15 protein-coding genes are annotated in these 22,731 nt (G+C 59.7%); 13 read left to right on the top strand and 2 right to left on the bottom strand.

From position 1 onward, the window contains the following. The first annotated feature begins 83 nt into the window (after positions 1-83). Both apbC and SWE17_RS12780 read left to right on the top strand, forming a co-directional pair. On the top strand, positions 84-1,172 hold the full coding sequence (gene apbC / locus SWE17_RS12785; RefSeq protein ID WP_322993469.1) for an iron-sulfur cluster carrier protein ApbC: 1,089 nt from the start codon (positions 84-86) through the stop codon (positions 1,170-1,172). A gap of 146 nt (positions 1,173-1,318) precedes the next feature. Further along, positions 1,319-3,685: a response regulator gene (locus SWE17_RS12780; protein ID WP_322993468.1), complete on the top strand. Its 2,367-nt coding sequence runs from the start codon at positions 1,319-1,321 to the stop codon at positions 3,683-3,685. Between the two features lie 48 nt (positions 3,686-3,733). On the opposite strand, the gene SWE17_RS12775 is transcribed toward SWE17_RS12780, so the two are convergent. After that, on the bottom strand, positions 3,734-5,299 hold the full coding sequence (locus SWE17_RS12775; protein ID WP_322993467.1) for a benzoate-CoA ligase family protein: 1,566 nt from the start codon (positions 5,297-5,299) through the stop codon (positions 3,734-3,736). Positions 5,300-5,352: 53 nt separating this feature from the next. After that, positions 5,353-6,921: a 3,4-dehydroadipyl-CoA semialdehyde dehydrogenase gene (locus SWE17_RS12770; protein WP_322993466.1), complete on the bottom strand. Its 1,569-nt coding sequence runs from the start codon at positions 6,919-6,921 to the stop codon at positions 5,353-5,355. 195 nt (positions 6,922-7,116) lie between these two features. On the opposite strand from SWE17_RS12770, the gene SWE17_RS12765 reads away from it, so the two are divergent. From SWE17_RS12765 to SWE17_RS12715, 11 genes are all read left to right on the top strand, one after another. Next, the gene (locus tag SWE17_RS12765) at positions 7,117-8,040 is read left to right on the top strand and encodes a helix-turn-helix transcriptional regulator (protein ID WP_322993465.1); all 924 of its coding nucleotides are present in this window, start codon (positions 7,117-7,119) and stop codon (positions 8,038-8,040) included. Positions 8,041-8,196: 156 nt separating this feature from the next. Continuing rightward, on the top strand, positions 8,197-9,855 hold the full coding sequence (gene boxC, locus SWE17_RS12760) for a 2,3-epoxybenzoyl-CoA dihydrolase (protein WP_322993464.1): 1,659 nt from the start codon (positions 8,197-8,199) through the stop codon (positions 9,853-9,855). Between the two features lie 100 nt (positions 9,856-9,955). Beyond that, positions 9,956-11,383 (top strand): benzoyl-CoA 2,3-epoxidase subunit BoxB, encoded by a 1,428-nt coding sequence (gene boxB / locus SWE17_RS12755; protein ID WP_322993463.1) that lies wholly within the window; start codon positions 9,956-9,958, stop codon positions 11,381-11,383. 300 nt (positions 11,384-11,683) lie between these two features. Then, on the top strand, positions 11,684-12,976 hold the full coding sequence (boxA, locus tag SWE17_RS12750) for a benzoyl-CoA 2,3-epoxidase subunit BoxA (RefSeq protein WP_322993462.1): 1,293 nt from the start codon (positions 11,684-11,686) through the stop codon (positions 12,974-12,976). 6 nt (positions 12,977-12,982) lie between these two features. After that, positions 12,983-14,704, top strand: a complete 1,722-nt coding sequence (locus SWE17_RS12745) for an NADH-ubiquinone oxidoreductase-F iron-sulfur binding region domain-containing protein (RefSeq protein WP_322993461.1) — start codon at positions 12,983-12,985, stop codon at positions 14,702-14,704. After that, positions 14,701-17,487, top strand: coding sequence for a formate dehydrogenase subunit alpha (gene fdhF / locus SWE17_RS12740; RefSeq protein WP_322993460.1), 2,787 nt, complete (start codon positions 14,701-14,703; stop codon positions 17,485-17,487). The genes SWE17_RS12745 and fdhF overlap by 4 nt, the downstream gene beginning before the upstream one ends. A gap of 8 nt (positions 17,488-17,495) precedes the next feature. Next, positions 17,496-18,071 carry a DUF3305 domain-containing protein gene (locus tag SWE17_RS12735; protein WP_322993459.1) on the top strand — a complete coding sequence of 192 codons (576 nt, stop codon included), beginning with the start codon at positions 17,496-17,498 and terminating at the stop codon, positions 18,069-18,071. Then, positions 18,068-18,685: a DUF3306 domain-containing protein gene (locus tag SWE17_RS12730; RefSeq protein ID WP_322993458.1), complete on the top strand. Its 618-nt coding sequence runs from the start codon at positions 18,068-18,070 to the stop codon at positions 18,683-18,685. Before SWE17_RS12735 ends, SWE17_RS12730 begins: the two co-directional genes overlap by 4 nt. After that, entirely contained in the window at positions 18,645-20,759 is a 2,115-nt protein-coding gene (locus tag SWE17_RS12725; protein ID WP_322993504.1) for a 4Fe-4S dicluster domain-containing protein, read from the top strand. Before SWE17_RS12730 ends, SWE17_RS12725 begins: the two co-directional genes overlap by 41 nt. Positions 20,760-20,768: 9 nt before the next feature. Continuing rightward, positions 20,769-21,395, top strand: coding sequence for a TorD/DmsD family molecular chaperone (locus tag SWE17_RS12720; protein WP_322993457.1), 627 nt, complete (start codon positions 20,769-20,771; stop codon positions 21,393-21,395). Between the two features lie 223 nt (positions 21,396-21,618). Then, the gene (locus tag SWE17_RS12715; RefSeq protein WP_416235014.1) at positions 21,619-22,674 is read left to right on the top strand and encodes a TRAP transporter substrate-binding protein; all 1,056 of its coding nucleotides are present in this window, start codon (positions 21,619-21,621) and stop codon (positions 22,672-22,674) included. The last annotated feature ends 57 nt before the right edge of the window (positions 22,675-22,731 follow it).

The following is a 22,731-nucleotide window of genomic DNA, read 5'->3' as shown; positions in this document are numbered from 1 at the left end:
GGGGCAGTTTGTAGGGGAATCGCTGATTTTAGGGTGTACGCGTTGGCTTGTCGGTAAACTTCGGCCCATTCTAGAAAGTGACCATGGCGACCACCGAACAACTCCTCCAGGCCCTGCAAGCCGTGATTGACCCGAACACGGGCAAAGATTTCATTTCCACCAAAACCCTCAAGAACCTTCAAGTCGAAGGCAGCGATGTCTCTTTTGACGTGGAACTGGGTTACCCGGCCAAGAGCCAGATCCCCATGCTGCGCCAGGCGCTGATTGCCGCTGCCAAGGGTGTGGCGGGTGTGTCGAATGTGTCTGCCAACGTGACGAGCAAGATCACGGCTCACGCCGCCCAGCGCGGCGTGGCATTGCTCCCCCAAGTCAAAAACATCGTCGCTGTGGCCTCGGGCAAGGGTGGTGTGGGCAAGAGCACCACGGCGGTCAACTTGGCCTTGGCTTTGGCTGCGGAAGGCGCCACGGTGGGCCTGTTGGACGCCGATATTTACGGCCCCAGCCAGCCGATGATGATGGGCATCGAAGGGCGCCCTGAGAGCGAAGACGGCAAGACCATGGAGCCGCTGGAGAACTACGGCGTGCAGGTCATGTCGATTGGTTTTTTGGTCAATGCGGACGAAGCCATGATTTGGCGCGGCCCCATGGCCACCCAGGCGCTGGAGCAATTGCTGCGCCAGACCAACTGGAAAGAACTGGATTATTTGATTGTGGACATGCCGCCCGGCACGGGCGACATCCAGCTCACTTTGAGCCAGCGCGTACCGATGACCGGCGCAGTGATCGTGACCACGCCGCAAGACATTGCCCTCTTGGACGCCAAAAAAGGCGTGAAGATGTTCGAAAAAGTCGGCGTGCCGATTTTGGGACTGGTCGAGAACATGGCGGTGCACGTGTGCACCAACTGCGGCCATGTCGAGCACATTTTTGGCGCGGATGGCGGCAAGAAAATGGCCGCCGAATACGGCATGGACTACCTGGGCGCACTGCCCCTGGACATGCAGATTCGCCTGCAAGCCGACAGCGGTAAGCCCACCGTGGTCTACGACCCCGATGGCGAAGTGGCGCAAATCTACAAAGCCGTAGCCCGCCAGGTCGCGGTCAAGATCGCGGCCAAGGCCAAGGATTTTTCCAGCAAGTTCCCCAGCATCAAGATCAGCAAGGACACTTGAGTAGTCCGCTTGGCCCACCGTTGGATCGGGTAAGAAAAGTCTTGTCGATGGCCATTTCCCCTTGAGTTGAACTTAAGTATTCGTTGCTATGATTCACTTTCTAACCGAGGTACAAAGTGAAAGCTTCGCAAAGTCTGATGGATGGGATGCGCCAATTGCTTCTGCGTTGGCCCATGGAGTTGCTCGGTGGGGTACTGCTGGCCACGGGTCTTTGGATGGTGTTCTACACCTACCAGTCCAGCGAAGTCATGGTTCGGCAATACGCCACGGAAAGTGCGCAGGCGCATGCGGCTTCGGTCACGCAATTTCGTAACTTTTACACGCAGGAGCTGGTGCCCCGAGCCATGAAGGGGGGTATGGAGGTCACGCACGACTACCAATCGCGTGACAACGCCTTGCCCTTACCCGCGACGTTGACGATCGATTTAGGCCATTACCTGTCCAAAGTCGATGGTGGCACACAGGTTCGCTTGTACAGCGACAGGCCATTCCCCTGGCGCGTGGCCGAGCGTTCTCTGGATGACTTCCAAAAACAGGCGCTTGCGCATCTGAAAAACCAGCCCAACCAGCCGTTTGTGCGTGAAGAGGTGCTCAACGGTACCCGTGTGTTGCGTTTTGCTCAGGCCGATCGCATGTTGCCCAGTTGTGTGTCTTGCCACAACAGTTACCCCGGCTCCCCCAAAACCGACTGGCAAGTCGAGGATGTACGAGGGGCTTTGGAGGTGGTCTTGCCCGTGTCGCAATGGCAGCTGGCCAGCACCGGCGTGCTCAACCGCACCTTTGTGGTTTTGTTGGTGTTGTTGTTTTTGGGTTTGTTGCTGATTTGGTTCTCCATCAAACGCATCCGAACTGCTTTGATAACGTCGCGTGAACTCTCGGCTGAGAGAAAAATAGCGATCAAGCAGCTTAGCCAGGAGATCGCCGAACGAGAACAGGTGGAAAGGCATCTGCGTTTGAGTGAGAGCAAGTTGAGCAGTATTTTTAAATCGGTGCCCGAAGCCATTGTGGTGGCGGATTCGAAGGGCCGCATCGTGCAATGCAACGACGCCACGGCTGCCATTTTTGATTACCCCATGGATGCCCTGATGGGCCAGCGCGTGAACATGCTGATGGCCGAAGCCGAACAAGACCGACACGACCAATACATGGACCGTTACCTCAGCACGGGCGAGAAACGGTTGATGAACCAGCCGCGTGTCCTTCAGGGGCGCAGGCGCGATGGCAGTTTGTTTCCAGTGCGCTTGACAATCAGCGAGACCCGGCTGGACAACGAACACTTCTTCATCGGCGTGATGCAAGACTTCACGGCCATACAAAGTGCCCAGGACTTGCTGGTGGACGCCAAAAACAAAGCCGAGCAAGCCAACCGCATGCGAGGTGAATTTTTGGCCAATATGAGCCATGAAATTCGCACGCCCATGAACGGCATTGTGGGCATGACCGAGTTGGCATTGGACACCACCCATCCCGCACAGCAAAAAGAGTATTTGGTACTGGCCCGCGACTCGGCGAATCATTTGTTGCAAATCATCAATGAGATTTTGGACTTCTCCAAGATCGAGGCCAAGGCCTTGGAGTTGGAGCTTCTGGAGGTGAGCCCCGCTCAATTGGTGCGTCACACGGTGCGATCTTTGGAGCAGTTGGCACGCGCCAAGCAAATTAATTTGCAACTCTTCACAGAGCCCGATGTGCCTGACTTGCTTTGGTTGGATCCTGTGCGCATGCGTCAGGTTTTGACCAACTTGATTGGCAATGCCATCAAGTTCACCGAACAAGGTGCGGTCACCGTTAAAACAGAGTTGTTGCCCTCAGACGACGCAAAAACCGTTCTCTTGCGCATCAGCGTGGCCGACACCGGTATTGGGTTTGATCCCGAGAGAACCGAGGCCTTGTTCAGTCCCTTCACGCAAGCCGATGGCTCCGTCACCCGCTCTTTCGGGGGGACGGGCTTGGGCCTCGCCATCACGCGCAGCTTGGTGCAGTTGATGGGCGGCTTTATCACCGCTGAAGGGCGGCCCGGAAAGGGCGCTACCTTTGTCGCCACTTTGCCGGTCAGGCGGGTCTTGCAGCCTGAACTGCCTGTCTTAACAAAACCCACGGAGCAAGCCGCGTTGCCGTCATCAGGCACTGCCGAAGCGCAGGCGTGTTCCGTCTTGCTGGTGGAGGACCATGAGATCAACCGCAAGTTGGCTGAAATCATGCTTCAACGCATGGGTTGCCGTTATGCGACGGCAGCAGACGGCCAACAGGCGCTGGACCGTTTGGACCAAGAGCGCTTTGACGTGGTGCTGATGGACGTGATGATGCCCGTGATGGACGGCTTGACCGCATTGCGCCAATTGCGTGTCCGAGAAGCCCAAGGCCAGCACAGAACGCTTGTCCTGATGGTCACGGCCCACGCCATGACCGGTGACAAAGAGCGTTTCATCGCAGCAGGTGCCGATGGCTATGTGTCCAAACCCATGTCGCAGGCGGCGTTGCAAAAAGAGATTCTTCGCGTGCTCAAGCGCTAGGCGATACCCCCGATTGTCTGAAACCGGGGTTTTCGGGTGGGCATAGGCTCAAGTGCCTGGTTTTTCCAATTCACGCAAGCGAAAGCGCTGGATCTTGCCCGTGGCGGTTTTGGGCAGCTCGGCCACAAAGTCGATGAAGCGCGGGTACTTGTAAGGGGCCAGACGCTCTTTGACGAAGGCTTTGACTTCATCTTGCGTCAGGCTTTGGCCCGCCTTCAGCACGATGAAGGCCTTGGTCTTGGTCAGGCCATCGGTGTCTTCCTTGCCGATCACGGCCGCTTCCAAGATGGCGGGGTGTTGCACCAGGGTGGACTCGACCTCGAAGGGCGAGACATAGATGCCGCTGACCTTGAGCATGTCGTCGTTGCGGCCCGCGTAGGTGTAGTAGCCATCGGGGTCGCGCGTGTACTTGTCGCCGCTTTTGGTCCACACCCCTTGGAAGGTGTCGCGTGTCTTTTCACGGTTGTTCCAGTACATCAACGCGCTGCTGGGTCCTTGGATGTAGAGGTCGCCGATCTCGTTGTGGCCAGTGACCACGCTGCCGTCTTCGTTGCGCAGCTGCACTTCATAGCCGGGTACGGCTTTGCCGGTGGTGCCGTAACGCACATCGCCTGGGCGGTTGGACAAGAAGACGTGCAGCATTTCTGTGGACCCGATGCCGTCGATGATTTCGCAGCCAAAGTGCGCCGTCCAACGCTCGGCGATGTCGCGGGGCAGTGCCTCGCCCGCGGACGAACACAAGCGCAAGGCCACTTGGCTTTTGGCGGGTAACTCTGGATTGGCCAGCATGCCGCCGTAGCCGGTGGGCGCACCATAAAACACGGTGGGTTGGTGGTCAACCAGCCGTTTGAAGGTGGCTTGCGGGGTGGGGCGCTCGGCCATCAGCACCACCGTGGCACCCACGCTCAGGGGGAACGTGAGCGCGTTGCCCAAACCATAGGCAAAGAACAGTTTGGCGGCCGAGAACACGGTGTCGTTCTCCTGTAAATTGAGCACGCCTTGGCCATACAACTCGGCGGTCCAGTACAGGTTACCCTGGCTGTGGACAGTACCCTTGGGCTTGCCGGTCGAGCCTGATGAATACAGCCAGAAAGCCGGTTCATCGGCCAGCGTTTGGGCGGGAAGAACGGGCTTGTTTTGGGCCACAAAGTCGGCCATGTTGAATTGGCCCTGCGTCAATTCGCCTGATGGGCGCGAGACCACGACTTGGCGCACTTCGTTTTTGACCAGGTCCAGCGCACTTTGCAGGGCAGGGAGCAGAGCACCCGAGACCAAGGCGGCTTGGGCTCGGCTGTTGCTCAACATGAAGGCATAGTCCTCGGCGGTGAGCAGCGTATTGACAGCCACAGGCACCACGCCCGCATAAAGTGAACCCAGAAAGGCCACCACCCAGTCGCTGCTGTCGTGCATGAGCAAGAGCACGCGCTCTTCGCGTTTGAGGCCCATGGCTTGCAGGCCTCCCGCAAACCGACGGATTTGTTCGACCAACTCGCCATAAGTCAGGGTGCCCAAGTCGTCGATGAGGGCGGTTTTCGCAAGACGTGGGGAGTTGGTGGCGATCAGGTGCTGGGCAAAGTTGAAGTCTGCTGGTGGTGGTGTCACTGGGCGTTTCATAGTGGTCTCCTGGGTCTCTGAGTGTTCTTCAAAATATGGCTTTTGCAAAGGCCTCAAAGGACCAGCTTGCCGCCCTGTGCCGCCAGGGCGTCCAAGGCCACCGAGCTGCCCTGCACCGCTGTGCGGCGGTGGTAGAAGTTGAGTGCCCGCAGGCCCCCTAGCTCTTCGCCGCCGCCAGCGCGACCAGGGCCGCCGTGCAGGCTCATGGGCATCACGTTGCCGTGGCCGCTGTGCAGGGCCGCCACATCGGGCGAAATCGCATGCACGCGGCCGTGGCTGCTGGCCAGTTCGACCGAGGCTTGCGCGGTGAACGCAGGGTCATCGCTGTAGACCGAGCAGACCAGCGAGCCTTCGCCCCTGCGGATCATGGCGTAGGCCTCTTCAATGCTGTCGTAAGGCATCAGGGTAGACACGGGGCCAAACACCTCGACCGCATGCAGCACTTGCGCCGCCATGGGCGACTCGGTGCCCAGCAGCACGGGGGCCACGCAGGCGCTGGCTGCATCGGCATCGACCAAGCCCGCAGCACTACCATCGAACAAAACGGTGGCTTCGGTCTTCAATTGCGCCAGACCCGCCAGCACGCTGGCTTTTTGTTCCTGGCTGACCAGCGCGCCCATGCGCACAGTCTCATTGCGCGGATTGCCCACGGTGGTTTTGGCCAGGCGTGCGCCAATGGCTTCGGCGGCAGCTGGGTACAAGGCTTGGGGCACAAAGATGCGGCGGATCGCGGTGCATTTCTGACCCGATTTGACGGTCATCTCGCGGGCGACTTCGGCCACCAGCAGCTTGAAGGCTTCGCTGTCGGCCTTGGCCGCTGGCGAGAGCAGGGCAGAGTTCAGGCTGTCGGCTTCGATGTTGCAGCGCACCGACAGCTCGGTCACGGCGCGGTGGCTGCGGATGATCTTGCCCGTCTCGGCCGAGCCGGTGAAGCTGACCACGTCAAAGGCCTGCAGCTGGTCCATCAGGCCTGCGGACGAGCCGCAGATGACTGACAAAGCGCCCACGGGCAGCACACCCGCATCCACCACGTCTTTGACCATGCGCTGGGTCAGCCAGGCGGTTGCCGTGGCGGGCTTGATGATGACGGGCACGCCCGAGAGCAGGGCGGGTGCGGCTTTTTCCCACAAGCCCCAGCTGGGGAAGTTGAAGGCATTGATGAACAGCGCCACGCCGCGCGTGGGCACCTGAATGTGCTGGGTCTGGAAGGCCGGGTCTTTGGCCATGCGGATGCGCTCGCCGTCGAGCAGCAGCGTGGCGTCACCCAAGGCCGCGCCCTGCTTGGCGTAGTAGCCCAAGGTGAAGATGGCGCCGTCGATGTCCACACCCGAGTCTTTGGCCACGGTGCCGCTGTTGGCGGTGGCGATCTCGTAGTAGGCATCGCGGTTGGCTTGCAGCACTTCGGTGATTTTTGTCAGGAGGGCTGCTCGCTGGCCGTAGCTCAAGGCGCGCAGGGCCGCGCCGCCTTGTTCACGTGCAAAAGCAAAGCCTTCGGCCAGGTCGATGCCGCTGCTGGACACGCGGGTCAGCTCGGTGCCCAGCACCGGGTCGAACAGGGGCGTGCCTGCACCGGTGCCGGTTTGCCAGCGGCCTGCGAAGAAGTTGGGGAGCAATGCGGTCATGGACAAGGCTTTCGGTGTGTATTCGGGGCAAAAGGGAATCAACATGCACGGTGATGCCATAAAGGACTGTTCCTAATGGCCAGATGGCGGTATAAACAGGGCTTTATGCACTATCGTGCTTGCCAGTGAGTATGCATTAAAGTGCATGTTTTGTGCCCTTTGAAATATTAGGGTTTTCCCTTTGTCTCGAACACCATGTTGAATTTGTCATCCAAAGAGACTTCGGCCGCAGAAGTGGCCGAATCAGAAGCCCAGCGCAACCCTTTTTTGGTCACATTGGGTGAGCGGGTGCGGAACCTGCGTGCGCGTCAAGGCATGACACGCCGCGCCGTCGCTTTGGCGGCAGATGTGTCTGAGCGCCATTTGGCGAATCTGGAGTACGGCACAGGCAATGTGTCTGTTTTGGTTCTACTGCAGGTGGCCAGCGCCTTGCAATGCACTTTGGCTGAGTTGCTGGGCGATGTGACCACCTCCTCACCTGAGTGGCTGCTGATACGCGAGTTGCTGGGCAAGCGCAGCGAGACCGATTTGCGTCGGGCTCGCGAGCAATTGGGTGAAATGTTTGGCGAAGGTGGTAACGCGCAAGAGCGTAAAAACCGCATTGCCTTGATTGGTTTGCGTGGGGCTGGCAAAACTGCCTTGGGCCAGCGCTTGGCCGATGACATGGGCTTTCCCTTCATCGAGCTCAGCCGAGAAATTGAAAAGTTCGCGGGTTGCCAGATCAGCGAGATCCACAACCTGTATGGTGCCAACGCCTATCGCCGCTATGAGCGGCGCGCACTGGAAGAGGCCATACAAATTTACCCCGAAGTGGTGATCGCCACACCCGGCGGTTTGGTGTCGGATTCGGCCAATTTCAACTTGTTGCTGTCCCATTGCACCACGGTGTGGTTGCAAGCCGATGCCACAGACCACATGGGCCGCGTGGCCGCACAAGGTGATATGCGTCCCATGGCTGCTAGCCGTGAGGCCATGGAGGACCTCAAGCGCATTTTGGAAGGGCGAGCGGCTTTTTACTCCAAAGCCGACATGGCCATCAACACCAGTGGTCGCACAGAGGCCCAAGCTTTTGAGGTGTTGCGTACTTCAGTTCGCCAGCACCTGCAGCGGCCCGCATGAGGCGTGTGAAGTGGGGTCAAATCCAAGGGTAATCCCTTATTAAATGCAGTAAAGTGCATGTTGCCTGGGGGTGCAAGTTGCAATAAAATTCAAATCAACATGCACTGAACTGCATTTTTTGACTGAAATCAAACCCTTTCACCGCCGGAGACCCACATGACAACAGCCTTTCAGGTCAATTACCAGACCAGCCCCGCTGAGTACAAGCACATCAACCTGGCCTTTGATGGCGAGATCGCCACACTGTCGATCAACATCAACGAAGACGCAGGCATTCGCCCTGGCTACAAACTCAAGCTCAACAGCTACGACCTGGGTGTGGACATCGAGTTGCACGACGCGTTGCAGCGCATCCGTTTCGAGCACCCCGAGGTACGCTCGGTGGTGGTGACCAGCTTGAAGGACCGCGTGTTCTGCTCCGGTGCCAACATCTTCATGCTGGGTGTGTCCACCCACGGCTGGAAAGTGAACTTTTGCAAGTTCACCAACGAAACCCGCAACGGTATCGAAGACTCCAGTAAGCACGACGGCCTGAAGTTTGTGGCTGCCTTGAACGGCGCTTGCGCTGGCGGGGGCTATGAGTTGGCCTTGGCCTGCGACGACATCGTCTTGGTCGATGACCGTTCATCTTCGGTGTCTTTGCCTGAAGTGCCTTTGCTGGGCGTGTTGCCTGGCACCGGCGGCCTGACCCGCGTGACCGACAAGCGCCATGTGCGCCACGATCTGGCCGACATTTTCTGCACCAGTGTTGAAGGCGTGCGTGGTCAGAAAGCCGTGGACTGGCGCCTGGTCGATGCGATCGCCAAGCCTGCTGTGTTCAAGGATGTGGTTAAGGCGCGTGCCACCCAATTGGCGGCTGGCAGCATCCGCCCCGCAGGCGTGAAGGGCGTGTCCTTGACGCCTCTCAACCGCACAATCGCAGCCGACGCGCTCACATACACCAACGTCACCGTGGACATCGACCGTGCTAAGCGCATCGCCACCTTTACTGTCAAGGCTCCTGCCACAGCCCAACCCACCGACATCGCTGGCATCGAAGCCGCTGGCATGAACTGGTGGCCGCTGCAAATGGTGCGCGAACTCGATGACGCCATCTTGCACATGCGCACCAACGAACTCGACATCGGCACCTGGGTCATCAAGACATCGGGTGACGCTGCCGCGGTGTTGGCCTCGGATGCCACCATGCTGGCGAACAAAGACCACTGGTTTGTGCGTGAGACCATCGGCCACCTGCGCCGCACCCTGGCCCGCATGGACGTGACCTCGCGCAGCCTGTTTGCCTTGGTTGAAGAAGGGACTTGTTTTGTGGGCACACTCGCTGAATTGGCTTTCTGTGCCGACCGTGCCTACATGCTGGCGCTGCCGGACGACGAAGCCAAAGCCCCCAAGATCCAATTGAACGAGATGAACTTCGGTTTCTTCCCTATGGTCAACGACCAGACCCGCTTGCAGCGCCGCTTTTACGAAGAAGTGCCTGCCATGGAAGCCGCTCGCGGCGCCATCGGCAAAGCCCTCGACGCTGACGCCGCTTTGGCTTTGGGCTTGGTCACTGCTGCCCCTGACGACATCGACTGGGCTGACGAGATCCGTCTGGCCCTGGAAGAGCGTTCTTCCATGTCGCCCGATGCCCTGACCGGTCTGGAAGCCAACCTGCGTTTTGCCAGCCAAGAGAACATGTTGACCCGTATTTTTGGCCGCCTGACCGCCTGGCAGAACTGGATATTCCAGCGCCCCAACGCTGTGGGCGAAAAAGGTGCCTTGAAGGTTTACGGCAAGGGCGAAAAAGTTCAGTTCGACATGAACCGCGTTTAAGTCCTTTTCATTTCAGATCGTTGTGCAGCGTGGTTCCCGGTGGTCTACGCTGCAACCGAAATTTGCCCCCACCGTTGCTTTTTCATTTCTGGAGACTCTCATGTCCGGTATCAACTACAGCGAAAAGATCCCCAACAACGTCAACCTGAGCGAAGACCGCACGCTGCAACGCGCCTTGGAGCAGTGGCAGCCCAACTTCATCAACTGGTGGGACGACATGGGCCCCGAAGGCTCGACCGACATGGACGTGTACTTGCGCACCGCCGTGAGCGTGGACCCACAAGGCTGGGCCCAGTTCGGCCACGTCAAGATGCGTGACTACCGTTGGGGCGTGTTCCTGAATCCCGGCGAGCAAGACCGCAAGATCCATTTCGGCGACAACATCGGTGAAAAAGCCTGGCAAGACGTGCCTGGCGAACACCGCGCCAACCTGCGCCGCATCATCGTGACGCAGGGCGACACCGAGCCAGCATCCGTTGAGCAGCAGCGCCATTTGGGCCTGACCGCACCCAGCATGTACGACTTGCGCAACCTGTTCCAGATCAACGTGGAAGAAGGCCGCCACCTGTGGGCCATGGTGTACTTGCTGCACAAATACTTCGGCAAAGACGGCCGTGAAGAAGCCGACGCGCTGCTGCAACGCAACAGCGGCAACGAAGACAACCCCCGCATCTTGCAAGCCTTCAACGAGAAGACACCTGACTGGTTGTCGTTCTTCATGTTCACTTACTTCACGGACCGTGACGGCAAGTTCCAGTTGTGCGCTCTGGCTGAGTCGGCTTTCGACCCGCTGGCCCGCACCACCAAGTTCATGCTGACCGAAGAAGCGCACCACATGTTTGTGGGCGAGTCCGGCGTGAGCCGCACCATCCAGCGCACTGTCGATGTGATGAACCAACTCAAAACCGACGATGTGGGCAAGCTGCGTGCAGCGGGCGTGATCGATTTGCCGACCATCCAGCGCTACATCAACTTCCACTTCTCGGTGACCATCGACTTGTTTGGTGCCGACCAGTCGTCCAACGCCGCCACCTTCTACAGTTCGGGCCTGAAAGGCCGTTACGAAGAAGGCAAGCGCACCGATGACCACGTCTTGAAGGGCAACAGCTACAAGATTTTGTCGGTCGAGGACGGCAAGTTGGTCGAAAAAGAAGTGCCGATGCTCAACGCTTTGAACGAAGTGCTGCGCGACGACTACATCACCGACTCCAAAGGCGGCATCGACCGTTGGAACCGCGTGATCTCCAAGGCGGGCATTCCTTTCACATTGACTGCACCACATAAGGCTTTTCACCGCAACATCGGCTCTTTGTCCGGTGCCAAGATCACGCCCGATGGCCGTGTGGTGAGCGACGAGCAGTGGATGGCGCAAGTGGGCGAGTGGTTGCCCACCAACGAAGACCGCGCTTATGTGGCCAGCCTGATGGGTCGTGTCGTGGAGCCAGGCAAGTTTGCCAACTGGATCGCGCCTCCCGTCATGGGCATCAACCGTCAGCCTGTGGACTTTGATTACGTTCGCTTCAACTGATACGTTGAATCTTTGATTGACTGTCGCTTCCATTTCTGGGGGCGGCAGTTGACAGAGGAAGGGGCGGGTTCCTCATGCTGGGGTAACAGTAATCGTCACCCGCCCCTTCCTCTGTCAACTGCATGGGTGCGTTATGCGCACAAACACCGGTAGACTGCCGAGGTTAAAACTGGCACGGAGCGACGGTATGGCTTGGGGCCGGTCGCCGATTTCTGGTACCCCAGTATGAGGCGTACGGCCCCAAGCCATACCGTTGCGGACCCAGCAGACCAAAAAGACAAAACACCCGAAAGCCAAGACATGAGCACCGAAGCGACGCTGATCAAGCAACACCTGATTGACCCAGAAATTTGCATCCGCTGCAACACCTGCGAAGCGATCTGCCCGGTGGGCGCGATCACGCACGACTCGCTCAACTACGTCGTCAAGGCCGACATCTGCAACGGTTGTATGGACTGCATCTCGCCATGCCCCACCGGCTCGATTGACAACTGGCGCATGATGCCCAAGGTCAAGGCCTACAGCATCGAAGAACAACTCAAGTGGGACGAACTGCCTGCAGAGCTGAGTGCCGAGGAACTGGCTGCTGCCGGGGGTGATGCTGGAGAAGCTGTGGCAATGCCAGACAGCGCCGCCGATACCTCATCGGTCGCCTCTGCGGCCAGCACCGCCGTCGCTTCCGGATTCAGCTCAGCCCAATTCGGCGCTACCATCCCACCTTGGTCGGCTGCCCACGCCTACACCAACCTGTATGGCCCCAAGGCCGCTGAGAAAACCATCACTGCCACCGTGACAGGCAACCTGCGTGTGACCGAAGTCGGCAAAGACTACGACACCCACCACATCGTGCTCGACTTCGGCAACCTGCCTTTCCCGGTGCTCGAAGGCCAGTCGATTGGCATCCTGCCCCCCGGCGAAGACGCCAAAGGCAAGCCGCACCATGCGCGCCAATACTCGATTGCCAGCCCCCGCAACGGCGAGCGCCCAGGGCACAACAACCTGTCGCTGACCATCAAGCGCGTGCTCGAAGACCACGACGGCCAACCCGTGCGCGGCGTCGGCTCCAACTACATGTGCGACTTGAATGTGGGTGACAAGGTTCAAGTGATTGGGCCGTTTGGCGCGAGCTTTCTCATGCCCAACCACCCCAAGAGCAACATTGTCATGATCTGCACCGGCACGGGCAGCGCCCCCATGCGCGCCATGACCGAGTGGCGTCGTCGCCTGCGCGCCAGCGGCAAGTTCGAGGGCGGCAAACTCATGTTGTTCTTTGGTGCCCGCACCCCTGCTGAGTTGCCGTACTTTGGCCCGCTCAACAATTTGCCCAAAGACTTCATCGACACCGAGTTTGCATTTTCCCGTGAAGTGGGTAAACCCAAACGCTACGTGCAGGACGCCCTGCGTGACCGCGCTGCCGATGTGGCCGCGCTGCTCAAAGACGGAAACACCTGTTTTTATGTGTGCGGTTTGAAGAGCATGGAAGAGGGGGTGGTCATGGCCTTGCGCGACATTGCGCAAAACGCGGGTCTGGACTGGGAAGCCATTGGTGGCACGCTCAAGAAAGAAGGCCGTCTGCACCTCGAAACCTACTGAGCCAGTATGGCGAACGCCACCCACATCGGCCTGGACCAGGTTCGCCAGCAACTGCGCCAACCGCGTTCGCAGCTCAAAGGCCGACAGGCCACGGGCGAAGCCCGTGCCGAGGTGCGGGCCTTGATCGGTGAACCACCCACAAACGGCCACCGCCGTGATTTACTGATCGAGCATTTGCATGTGTTGAACGACCATTTCCAGGGTCTGTTCGAGCGCCACATCGTGGCGCTGGCGACCGAGATGCGCTTGTCGGTGGTGGAGGTGTTCGAGGTCGCTTCGTTCTACCACCACTTCGAGATTCTGAAAGACGATCAAGCCGCGCCGCGCATCACTGTGCGGGTGTGCGACAGCCTGAGCTGCAGCTTGGCTGGCAGCGACAGCTTGCTGCGCCAATTGCAAAAAGATTTGCAAAACAACGGGTCGGGTGTGAAGGTCGTGCCCGTGCCTTGTTTGGGCCGCTGCGAGCAGGCCCCGGCCGCGCAGGTCGGCCAGCAGGCTGTGGCGCATGCGACGGTTGAAGGGGTGACACAGCGTGTGGCTCAGAATCAGACGGCACCCAACGCCTTGCCCGACGCCATCGGCATGGACGCTTACCTCCAAGTTGGAGGCTACCAATTGGCCAAGCAAGTGGCCTCGGGTGAGCGCGAAGCCGAATCGGTGATCCAAGTCCTGGAGTCTTCCGGTTTGCGGGGTTTGGGCGGCGCCGGTTTCCCGGCCGGTCGCAAATGGCGCATTGTGCGCAGCCAACCCGGGCCGCGCCTGATGGCCGTGAACATCGACGAGGGCGAGCCCGGCACTTTCAAGGACCGCACCTGTTTGGAAGCCGACCCGCACCGCTTTTTGGAGGGCGTGTTGATCGCCGCCAGCGTGGTGGGCTGCGAAGCGGTCTACATCTACCTGCGTGACGAATACCACGAAGCGCGTGTGCTGCTCACGCAAGCGCTGGCCCAATTGCAGGCCAATGCGCCTTGTGCTTTGCCGCGCATCGAATTGCGTCGCGGCGCAGGGGCTTACATTTGCGGCGAAGAGTCCGCCATGATCGAAAGCATCGAGGGCAAACGCGGTGAGCCTCGCCTGCGCCCGCCTTACATCGCCGAGGTCGGTCTGTTTGGCCGCCCCACGCTGGAGCACAACTTCGAGACGCTGTATTGGATTCGAGAACTGCTGGAGCAGGGCGCAGACAGCTACTCATCGCATGGCCGCCATGGTCGCCAAGGCCTGCGCCGTTTCAGCGTGAGCGGGCGCGTGAAGCTCCCGGGCGTCAAACTCGCACCTGCGGGCATCACGCTGCGTGAACTGCTGGACGAATACTGCGGCGGCATGGCCGAAGGCCATACGCTCTACGCCTATTTGCCAGGCGGTGCCAGCGGCGGCATCTTGCCCGAGCGCCTGGCCGACGTGCCGCTGGACTTTGACACCTTGCAGCCGCACGGCTGCTTCATCGGCTCTGCCGCCGTGATGGTGCTGAGCCAACACGACAGTGCCCGCGAAGCGGCCTTGAATGTGATGCGCTTTTTTGCGCACGAGAGCTGCGGCCAATGCACACCTTGCCGTGTGGGCACCGACAAAGCGGCGCAGCTCATGAGCGATACGGTCTGGGATGCCGACACCTTGCAAGACTTGGCACAGGTCATGGGCGATGCGTCCATTTGTGGTCTGGGCCAGGCTGCGCCCAACCCGATCCGCTGCGTCTTGCAGTATTTCCCGCACGAAGTGGGGGCGGCATGAGCACCGTTCAATTCACACTCAACGGCCAGTCTGTTGAAGCGCCTGCTGGCAAGAGCATTTTCAACATCGCCAAAGAGCTGGGCATCGCCATCCCGCACCTGTGCCACAAGGAAGGCCTTGCGCCCGATGGCAACTGCCGCGCCTGCGTGGTCGAGGTGGCCGGTGAACGCACCTTGGCCCCCAGCTGCTGCCGCAGCGCCACGCCCGGTATGCAGGTGCAGACGAACAGCGAACGCGCCGTCAAAAGCCAGAAGATGGTGCTGGAGATGCTGCTGGCCGACTTGCCCGAGCAGGGCCACAAATGGCTCGATGACCGCGCCGAGGCACCACACGGTGAGCTGAGCCAATGGGCTGAACACCACGGTGTCACGGTGCGCCCGGCGCTGGCTGCGATCAAGCGGGAGGCTGTGCCCGCCGACCTGTCGCACCCCGCCATGGCGGTGAACTTGGACGCTTGTATCCAGTGCAACCGCTGCCAACGTGCTTGCCGCGACCTGCAGGTCAACGACGTGATCGGTCTGGCCTTCAGGGGAGCACACACCCAAGTGGTGTTTGACCTGGCCGACCCGATGGGCGGCAGCAGTTGTGTGGGGTGCGGCGAATGTGTGCAGGCCTGCCCCACAGGGGCGCTCATGCCCAAGAGCCACATGGGCCCACAAAAGGTGGACCGCGAAGTCGATTCGGTGTGTCCGTTTTGTGGCGTCGGTTGCCTGGTCACCTACCAAGTGCGCGATGAAAAAATCATCAGCGTGAAGGGTCGCGAAGGCCCCGCCAACGAAGGCCGCTTGTGCGTCAAGGGCCGTTTTGGCATGGACTACATCCACAGCCCGGACCGCATCACCAAGCCCCTCATCCGCAAGGCGGGCGTGGCCAAAGACCTGGGTCTGATCGACGGCCACACCGACTGGCAAGCAGTCTTCCGCGAAGCAACCTGGGAGGAAGCTCTTGATTTGGCGGCCCAGCCCCTCAACACCTTGCGCCAAGAACACGGCCCCAAATCGCTTGCCGGGTTTGGCTCGGCCAAGGGCAGCAACGAAGAAGCTTATTTGTTTCAGAAGCTGGTGCGCACCGGCTTTGGCAGCAACAACGTGGACCACTGCACGCGCCTGTGCCACGCCTCCAGTGTGGCAGCCTTGCTCGAAGGTGTTGGCTCGGGCGCAGTGAGCAACCCGGTGCGCGATGTCGAGCATTCTGACCTCATCATCGTCATTGGCTCCAACCCCACAGCCAACCACCCCGTGGCCGCCACCTGGATGAAGAATGCCGCCCAACGCGGCACCCGCATCGTGCTGGCCGACCCGCGCATCACCGACATCGGGCGTCACGCTTGGCGCACTTTGCAGTTCAAGGCCGATACCGATGTGGCGCTGCTTAACGCCATGCTGCACGTCATCGTGACCGAGAACCTGTGCGACGAAAGCTTCTTACGCGAGCGTGCCGACAACGTGGCCGAACTCAAGGCCCATGTGCAGGACTACACGCCCGAGGCCATGAGCGCGGTCTGTGGCATCCCCGCAGACAACATCCGCGAAGTGGCGCGGGCCTATGCCAGCGCCAAGGCCGCCATGATTTTGTGGGGCATGGGCGTGAGCCAGCATGTGCACGGCACCGACAATGTGCGCTGCCTGATTGCGCTGGCCAGCATCACCGGCCAGATCGGCCGACCCGGCACCGGCTTGCACCCCCTGCGTGGCCAAAACAACGTGCAGGGCGCGAGCGATGCGGGCCTCATTCCGATGATGTACCCCAACTACCAGCGCGTGAGTGACAAGACGGCGCACGACTGGTTTGAGAAATTTTGGGACACAAAACTCGACGACCAGCCCGGCTACACCGTGGTCGAAATCATGCACAAGGCGCTTGCGCCTGACAGCGACCCGCACAAGGTCAGGGGCATGTACATCCTGGGCGAGAACCCGGCCATGAGCGACCCGGACCTGCACCACGCCCGCCATGCGCTGGCCAGTTTGCAGCACCTGGTGGTGCAAGACATTTTCTTGACCGAGACCGCCTGGCTGGCCGATGTGGTGCTGCCCGCCAGCGCCTGGCCTGAGAAAACCGGCACCGTCAGCAACACCGACCGCACGGTGCAGATGGGCCGCCAGGCCGTGTTGCCGCCGGGCGATGCGAAACCCGATTTGTGGATCATCCAACAGCTGGCCCAACGCATGGGGCTCGGCTGGGCCTATGCGGGGGAGCACGATGGCGTGGCCGCGGTGTACGAAGAAATGCGCCAAGCCATGGCCCCTGCGATTGGCGGTATCGACTGGGCGCGGCTCAATGCGGGCTCGGTCACTTACCCCTGTGTGAGCGCTGAGGACCCGGGCCAGCCCATCGTTTTCCACGACCAATTCCCGACCCAGGATGGCCGTGTGCGCTTGGTCACAGCGGGACTGATCCCGGCCAACGAGCAGCCCGATGCCGAGTACCCCTTGGTGCTCATCACAGGGCGTCAACTGGAGCACTGGCACACCGGCAGCATGACGCGCCGCGCCACCGTGCTCGATGCGCTGGAGCCCGCGGCCACCGCATCCATGCATCCCACGGACATGGATCGCTTGGGCTTGCAAGCTGGACAACGCATCCGAGTGGCCTCGCGCCGTGGCCACGTCGATCTGGTTTTGCGCCAAGACAACGGTACGCCATTGGGGACGGTGTTCATGCCTTTCGCCTATGTCGAGGCGGCAGCCAATGAGTTGACCAACGCCGCCCTCGATCCCTTTGGGAAGATCCCGGAGTTCAAATACTGTGCGGTGCGGGTGGAATCTGCGATCACCGCATAATGCGGCGCATGACTTTGCAGCCCCTTCCTACTGCCCGCCCCCAATTCGACGTTGCTGTGCTCATGCGCCGCGAGCCGGTGCAAGGCCCCATGTCGCGTTGGCAGACTTGGCGCTGGGTGCTCGCGGATGTCGTGCCCCATGAAGCCGGTTTTGGTGCTGAGCCGCGCTGCTTGCGCCAAACTGAGCATGAAATTCTTTGGCTTTACCCGAACTGGAACGTGGCGCTTTTTCAAGATGACGCCGAAGGTTATTGGCTCAATGCCACTTCACCGACGCCCTGTTACTTTGTGATGTGGCGCTTGATCGATGCGCAAGACGGTGGTGAGCCTGTGGCTGTTCCACAAGCCGTGAGTTTGAGCTACCACGACGCAGGCCGGTGGTTGGATGCCCAGGAAACCGTGGAAACCATTCCTGTTGCGGCAGAAGTGGTGACTTGGATACAGGTTTTTGCAGAGCAACATTTTGTGCCTGAAGAGAAAAAACGCCAGCGTCCCCAGAGTTTTCAGCGCCTGACCGATCGGTTTGGGCAGCCTGTGTCGGTCAGCACCGACAGCAAGCGCAAGGGCGGAAGGCCCACCCCATGAGTGAAAATTTTTTCAGCCGCTGGTCGAGGCGCAAGCAAGGCCTTGAAACGCAAGAGCTGAGCCCAGCCTCAGCCGCCCCTGATGTTGCTGCGCCCGTCCATGAGGCCACAGTCCCTGCCGGATCGGTGGACGTCGCGGCGTCGAAGCAAGCCAAGTCAGCCGAGTCAGAGCCTCAACAGCCAATGCCTACGATTGCCGATGTTGAGAACTTGACCCCTTCTTCCGAATATCAGGGTTTCATGCGCCAAGGCGTGCCCGGCGAGGTGCGCAACGCGGCCATGAAGAAATTGTTCACCGACCCCCACTTCAATGTGATGGATGGCTTGGACATTTACATTGGCGACTACAACACCCCAGACCCTTTGCCAGCGGGCATGCTCGAAAAAATGGTGGGGGCCCAAATGTTGGGTTTGTTCACGCCCAAAGACCCGGACATCGCAGAAGGCTCGCCACTTGTGGCACAGTCCCCGCAATCTCATAACGACCTCGCACCGACCATGCAGCCGCCACCGGTGCTGCCAGTTTCCGAATTGACAGAACATGACGACCCTGATTTGCAATTGCAACCAAACGATGCCCCTGCAAGCCCAAGCTCTGGGCCAAGCACTGGGTGAAGACCTGACCCTGCACACCACTTTGTGTCGCCGCGAGGCGGGGCAATTCCAAAAAGCCGTGAAAACCGGCGAGACCGTGACAGTGGCCTGCACCCAAGAAAAGCGTTTGTTCAGTGAACTCGCTGAGCAAACCGAAGGCGCGATTTCCCCGATCCGATTCGTCAACATCCGAGAAACAGGGGGTTGGAGCGGTGAAGCCGAGCATGCGACACCCAAGATCGCCGCTTTGTTGGCCGCCGCTCGCCTGCCCGAGCCCGAGCCAGTTCCCACCGTCACTTACAAAAGCGAAGGCCGAGTGCTCATCATTGGGGCCATCGACGCCGCAGAACGCGCCGCTGCTCTTTTGGCCGACGCGATGCAGGTCACGATTTTTGCCCAAGGCCCCGGCAATGCGGGGGGCCACCAAGAACGTCGATTTCCCGTGGTGGCCGGTCGTCTGCAAGGACTCAAGGGCTGGTTGGGTGCTTTTGAGGTGTCATGGGACGCCAGCAACCCGATTGACCTGGACCTGTGCACCCGTTGCAACGCCTGCGTGGCCGCCTGCCCCGAGCAGGCCATTGGCCTCGATTACCAGGTGGACCTGTCACGCTGCACTTCGCACCGCGACTGTGTCAAGGTCTGCGAAGCTGCTGGCGCCATCGATTTCAGCCGTGATGCCCGTCCGCAAACCGAGCGCTTCGATGTGGTGCTGGACTTGCGGGGCGACCAAGCCTCGCCCACCTTCTCATCGCACGCCTTGCCCCAGGGGTATTTCCGCTGGGACGGGCAAGACCTCCAAACGCTGCTGAAGGTGCGTGAGCTGGTGGGTGAATTCGAAAAGCCCCGCTTTTTTTCCTACAAGCAAAAGCTTTGCGCCCACAGCCGCAATGAGCAAGTCGGCTGCAGCGCCTGCATTGACATCTGCTCGGCCGAGGCCGTGCGATCTGACAAGAGCCGCCAACAAATCGTGGTCAACCCCAACCTGTGCGTGGGCTGCGGTGCCTGCACCACGGCTTGCCCCACGGGGGCCCTCACCTACGCTTACCCGCGCCCGGCAGAGCAGGGCGCCAAAATCCGCGCACTGCTCTCGGCCTACCAGGCTGCTGGTGGGCGTGACGCCGCGCTGCTGTTGCACAGCCAAGAAAAAGGCCAGGGCTTGATTGACGAGTTGGGCCGGGGTGCACAGCTGGGCGTCATGCAAGGCGTGCCTGCCCGCGTGATGCCTGTGGCGCTGTGGCACACCGCCAGTGTGGGCATGGAGCTGTGGCTCTCGGCCGTGGCCTACGGTGCGCGACAAGTCATGGTGCTGATCACCGCCGAGGAAGCGCCGCAATACCGCGCTGCGCTCATGGAACAAATGGCGGTGGCCCAAAGCCTGCTCAATGGGCTGGGCTACACCGGGGTACATTTTCAGCTGATTGAAGCCAAAACAGCATCTTCTTTGGACGCAGACCTGCAGCGCCTGTGCGCCCGCAGCCTCAAGGCCTCCAGCTTGCCCACAGGTCCAACCACCGCCGCCCGCCATGCAGTGCAGGCCGAAAAGCGCAGCAACTTGGAGCTGGTGATCGACCACCTGATGGCCCAGTCACCCGTGATGGCCATGGACGAGGCCAGTCGCCCCAAAGCGCTCGATTTGCCTGCGGCTGGCTCGCCCCTGGGCTCCATCGTGGTGGACGGCAGCAAATGCACCTTGTGCATCAGCTGCGTGGGCGCATGCCCTTCGTCGGCATTGCAAGACAACCCGCTGCAACCAGAGTTGCGTTTTGTTGAGAAAAACTGTGTGCAGTGTGGCCTGTGTGTCAAAACCTGCCCTGAAAACGCAATCACCTTGCAGCCGCGCTTGTCGCTGCTGCCAGAGCGCACGCAAACGCGTGTTTTGCACGGCAGCCCCCCATATGCCTGCATCCGCTGCAGCAAACCGTTCGGCACGCTCAAAGGCATCGAAGCCATGCTGGGCCGCTTGGCTGGACACAGCATGTTCCAGGGCGCAGCTCTGGAGCGCCTGAAGATGTGCGGCGACTGCCGTGTGGTGGACATGTTCACGGACGAGAATCAGACGCGCGTTTCTGGTGTCAGTCCTTCCAAACCCGAATAAGCAATTGCCATGAGCCAAGACCTGAACCCATCCGCCAGCAGCCATGCGCTGGACGAAGAAACAGCCCGCGCCGAAATTTACGGTTTGTTGTCCCAGCTGTATTACGCCGCACCCAGCGATGAATTGCTGGGCCAGCTGCAGGTGGCTGTGACCGAGGCGCCCGATGCAGGCGGTTTTTTGGAAGAGCCTTGGCGTGAGTTGGTGGCCAGCGCCCGCAGTTTGAATCAGGCCCAAATTGCCGCCGAATTTAACAGCCTGTTTGGCGGTGTGGGCAAGCCCGAGGTGTATTTGTTTGGCTCGCACTACCTCAGTGGTTTTTTGAACGAAAAGCCCTTGGTGCGGCTGCGTGACGACTTGGCCGAACTCGGCTTGGGCAGAAGCGAAGGCATGTCAGAAACCGAAGACCATGTGGCTTATGTCTTCGAAGTCATGCGTTTTCTGATCGCGGGCGACGATGTGGCGGTGTCGAACCTCACCCGCCAGCAGGCTTTTTTCACCCAACACGTCCAATCCTGGCTGCCCGCACTTTGCCAAGTGCTGCAAACGCAGCCGCGTGCCGTTTTCTACGCCCGAGTGGCAGCTTTTACAGAAGCGTTCATCAGCGTGGAGTCGCAGGGTTTCGATTTGGTGGTTTGATTGAAAAATTTTCCGACCCGAAGTGAAAAAAAATAGCAAAGTTTGTTCGGGTTTTCACTTAGTGGCTGGCGCTCCATAACTCCCATAATCGTAACTGAGCGGTAATTTTTTACGCTTGGAAGTTTTATAACCACTGGAGACTCCTTTGACCGAAGCCCAAACCCCACGCCGTCGTAACCTCCTGAAGGGCGCCGCTGTCGCCGCAGGTGCCATTTCTGCCCCCATGATCGCATCGGCCCAAACCGGCCCGATCAACATGCGCTGGCAGAGCACTTGGCCCGCCAAGGACATCTTCCATGAGTACGCCTTGGATTACGCCAAGAAGGTCAACGACATGACCGGTGGCGATCTGAAGATCGAAGTGTTGCCTGCTGGTGCCGTGGTGCCTGCGTTTGGTTTGCTCGAAGCGGTCTCCAAAGGCACTTTGGATGGCGGCCACGGCGTGTTGGGTTACCACTACGGCAAGCAAAACGCTTTGGCTTTGTGGAACTCTGGTCCCGCTTTCGGCATGGACGCCAACATGATTTTGTCTTGGCACAAGTACGGCGGTGGTGCTGAGTTGTTGGCCAAGTTGTACGCTTCCATTGGTGGCAACGTGCAGTCGTTCTTGTACGGCCCCATGTCCACACAGCCACTGGGTTGGTTCAAAAAGCCAATCACCAAGTCGTCTGACTTCAAAGGCTTGAAGTTCCGCACCAACGGCTTGGCCATTGACCTGTTCACCGCCATGGGCGCTGCTGTGAACGCCTTGCCAGGCGGCGAAATCGTTCCCGCCATGGACCGCGGCTTGCTGGACGGCGCTGAATTCAACAACGCCACTTCCGACCGCATTTTGGGTTTCCCCGACGTCTCCAAAGTCTGCATGCTGCAAAGCTACCACCAGAGCGCCGAGACTTTCGAGATCATGTTCAACAAGACCAAGTACGACGCTTTGCCAGCCAAGATGAAGTCGGTGATCGCCATTGCTACAGAAGCTTCTTCGGCCGACATGTCATGGAAAGCCATTGACCGTTACTCCAAGGACTACATCGAGTTGCAGACCAAGGACAAGGTCAAGTTCTACAAAACACCCGATGCGATTTTGCAAGACCAGTTGAAAATCTGGACTGAAATTGTCGAGAAGAAATCTGCAGAAAATCCATTGTTCAAGGAAATCGTGGCCTCCCAGCGCGCTTTTGCACAACGCGCAGTCAAGTGGGATCAGGACACCAACATCAGCCGTCGCATGGCTGTGAACCATTTCTTCGGAGCCAAAGCGGCACCCGCGAAAAAAGGTTGATTTTTATTTGACAGTTATGTCAGCCATCCAGGTCTCCTGGATGGCTGATTCATTTAT

Source organism: Limnohabitans sp. (assembly GCF_034680285.1).
Classification (GTDB): domain Bacteria; phylum Pseudomonadota; class Gammaproteobacteria; order Burkholderiales; family Burkholderiaceae_C; genus Limnohabitans_A.
Note: the sequence above shows the minus strand (reverse complement) of the source record. Positions and strands in the feature narration are given on the sequence as shown.

Excerpts from the sequence above, each read along its gene's own strand:
- apbC (WP_322993469.1), top strand. The coding sequence starts at position 84 with ATGGCGACCACCGAACAACTCCTCCAGGCCCTGCAAGCCGTGATTGAC.
- SWE17_RS12780 (WP_322993468.1), top strand. The coding sequence starts at position 1,319 with ATGCGCCAATTGCTTCTGCGTTGGCCCATGGAGTTGCTCGGTGGGGTA.
- SWE17_RS12775 (WP_322993467.1), bottom strand. The coding sequence starts at position 5,299 with ATGAAACGCCCAGTGACACCACCACCAGCAGACTTCAACTTTGCCCAG.
- SWE17_RS12770 (WP_322993466.1), bottom strand. The coding sequence starts at position 6,921 with ATGACCGCATTGCTCCCCAACTTCTTCGCAGGCCGCTGGCAAACCGGC.
- SWE17_RS12765 (WP_322993465.1), top strand. The coding sequence starts at position 7,117 with ATGTTGAATTTGTCATCCAAAGAGACTTCGGCCGCAGAAGTGGCCGAA.
- boxC (WP_322993464.1), top strand. The coding sequence starts at position 8,197 with ATGACAACAGCCTTTCAGGTCAATTACCAGACCAGCCCCGCTGAGTAC.
- boxB (WP_322993463.1), top strand. The coding sequence starts at position 9,956 with ATGTCCGGTATCAACTACAGCGAAAAGATCCCCAACAACGTCAACCTG.
- boxA (WP_322993462.1), top strand. The coding sequence starts at position 11,684 with ATGAGCACCGAAGCGACGCTGATCAAGCAACACCTGATTGACCCAGAA.
- SWE17_RS12745 (WP_322993461.1), top strand. The coding sequence starts at position 12,983 with ATGGCGAACGCCACCCACATCGGCCTGGACCAGGTTCGCCAGCAACTG.
- fdhF (WP_322993460.1), top strand. The coding sequence starts at position 14,701 with ATGAGCACCGTTCAATTCACACTCAACGGCCAGTCTGTTGAAGCGCCT.
- SWE17_RS12735 (WP_322993459.1), top strand. The coding sequence starts at position 17,496 with ATGACTTTGCAGCCCCTTCCTACTGCCCGCCCCCAATTCGACGTTGCT.
- SWE17_RS12730 (WP_322993458.1), top strand. The coding sequence starts at position 18,068 with ATGAGTGAAAATTTTTTCAGCCGCTGGTCGAGGCGCAAGCAAGGCCTT.
- SWE17_RS12725 (WP_322993504.1), top strand. The coding sequence starts at position 18,645 with ATGCCCCTGCAAGCCCAAGCTCTGGGCCAAGCACTGGGTGAAGACCTG.
- SWE17_RS12720 (WP_322993457.1), top strand. The coding sequence starts at position 20,769 with ATGAGCCAAGACCTGAACCCATCCGCCAGCAGCCATGCGCTGGACGAA.
- SWE17_RS12715 (WP_416235014.1), top strand. The coding sequence starts at position 21,619 with ATGATCGCATCGGCCCAAACCGGCCCGATCAACATGCGCTGGCAGAGC.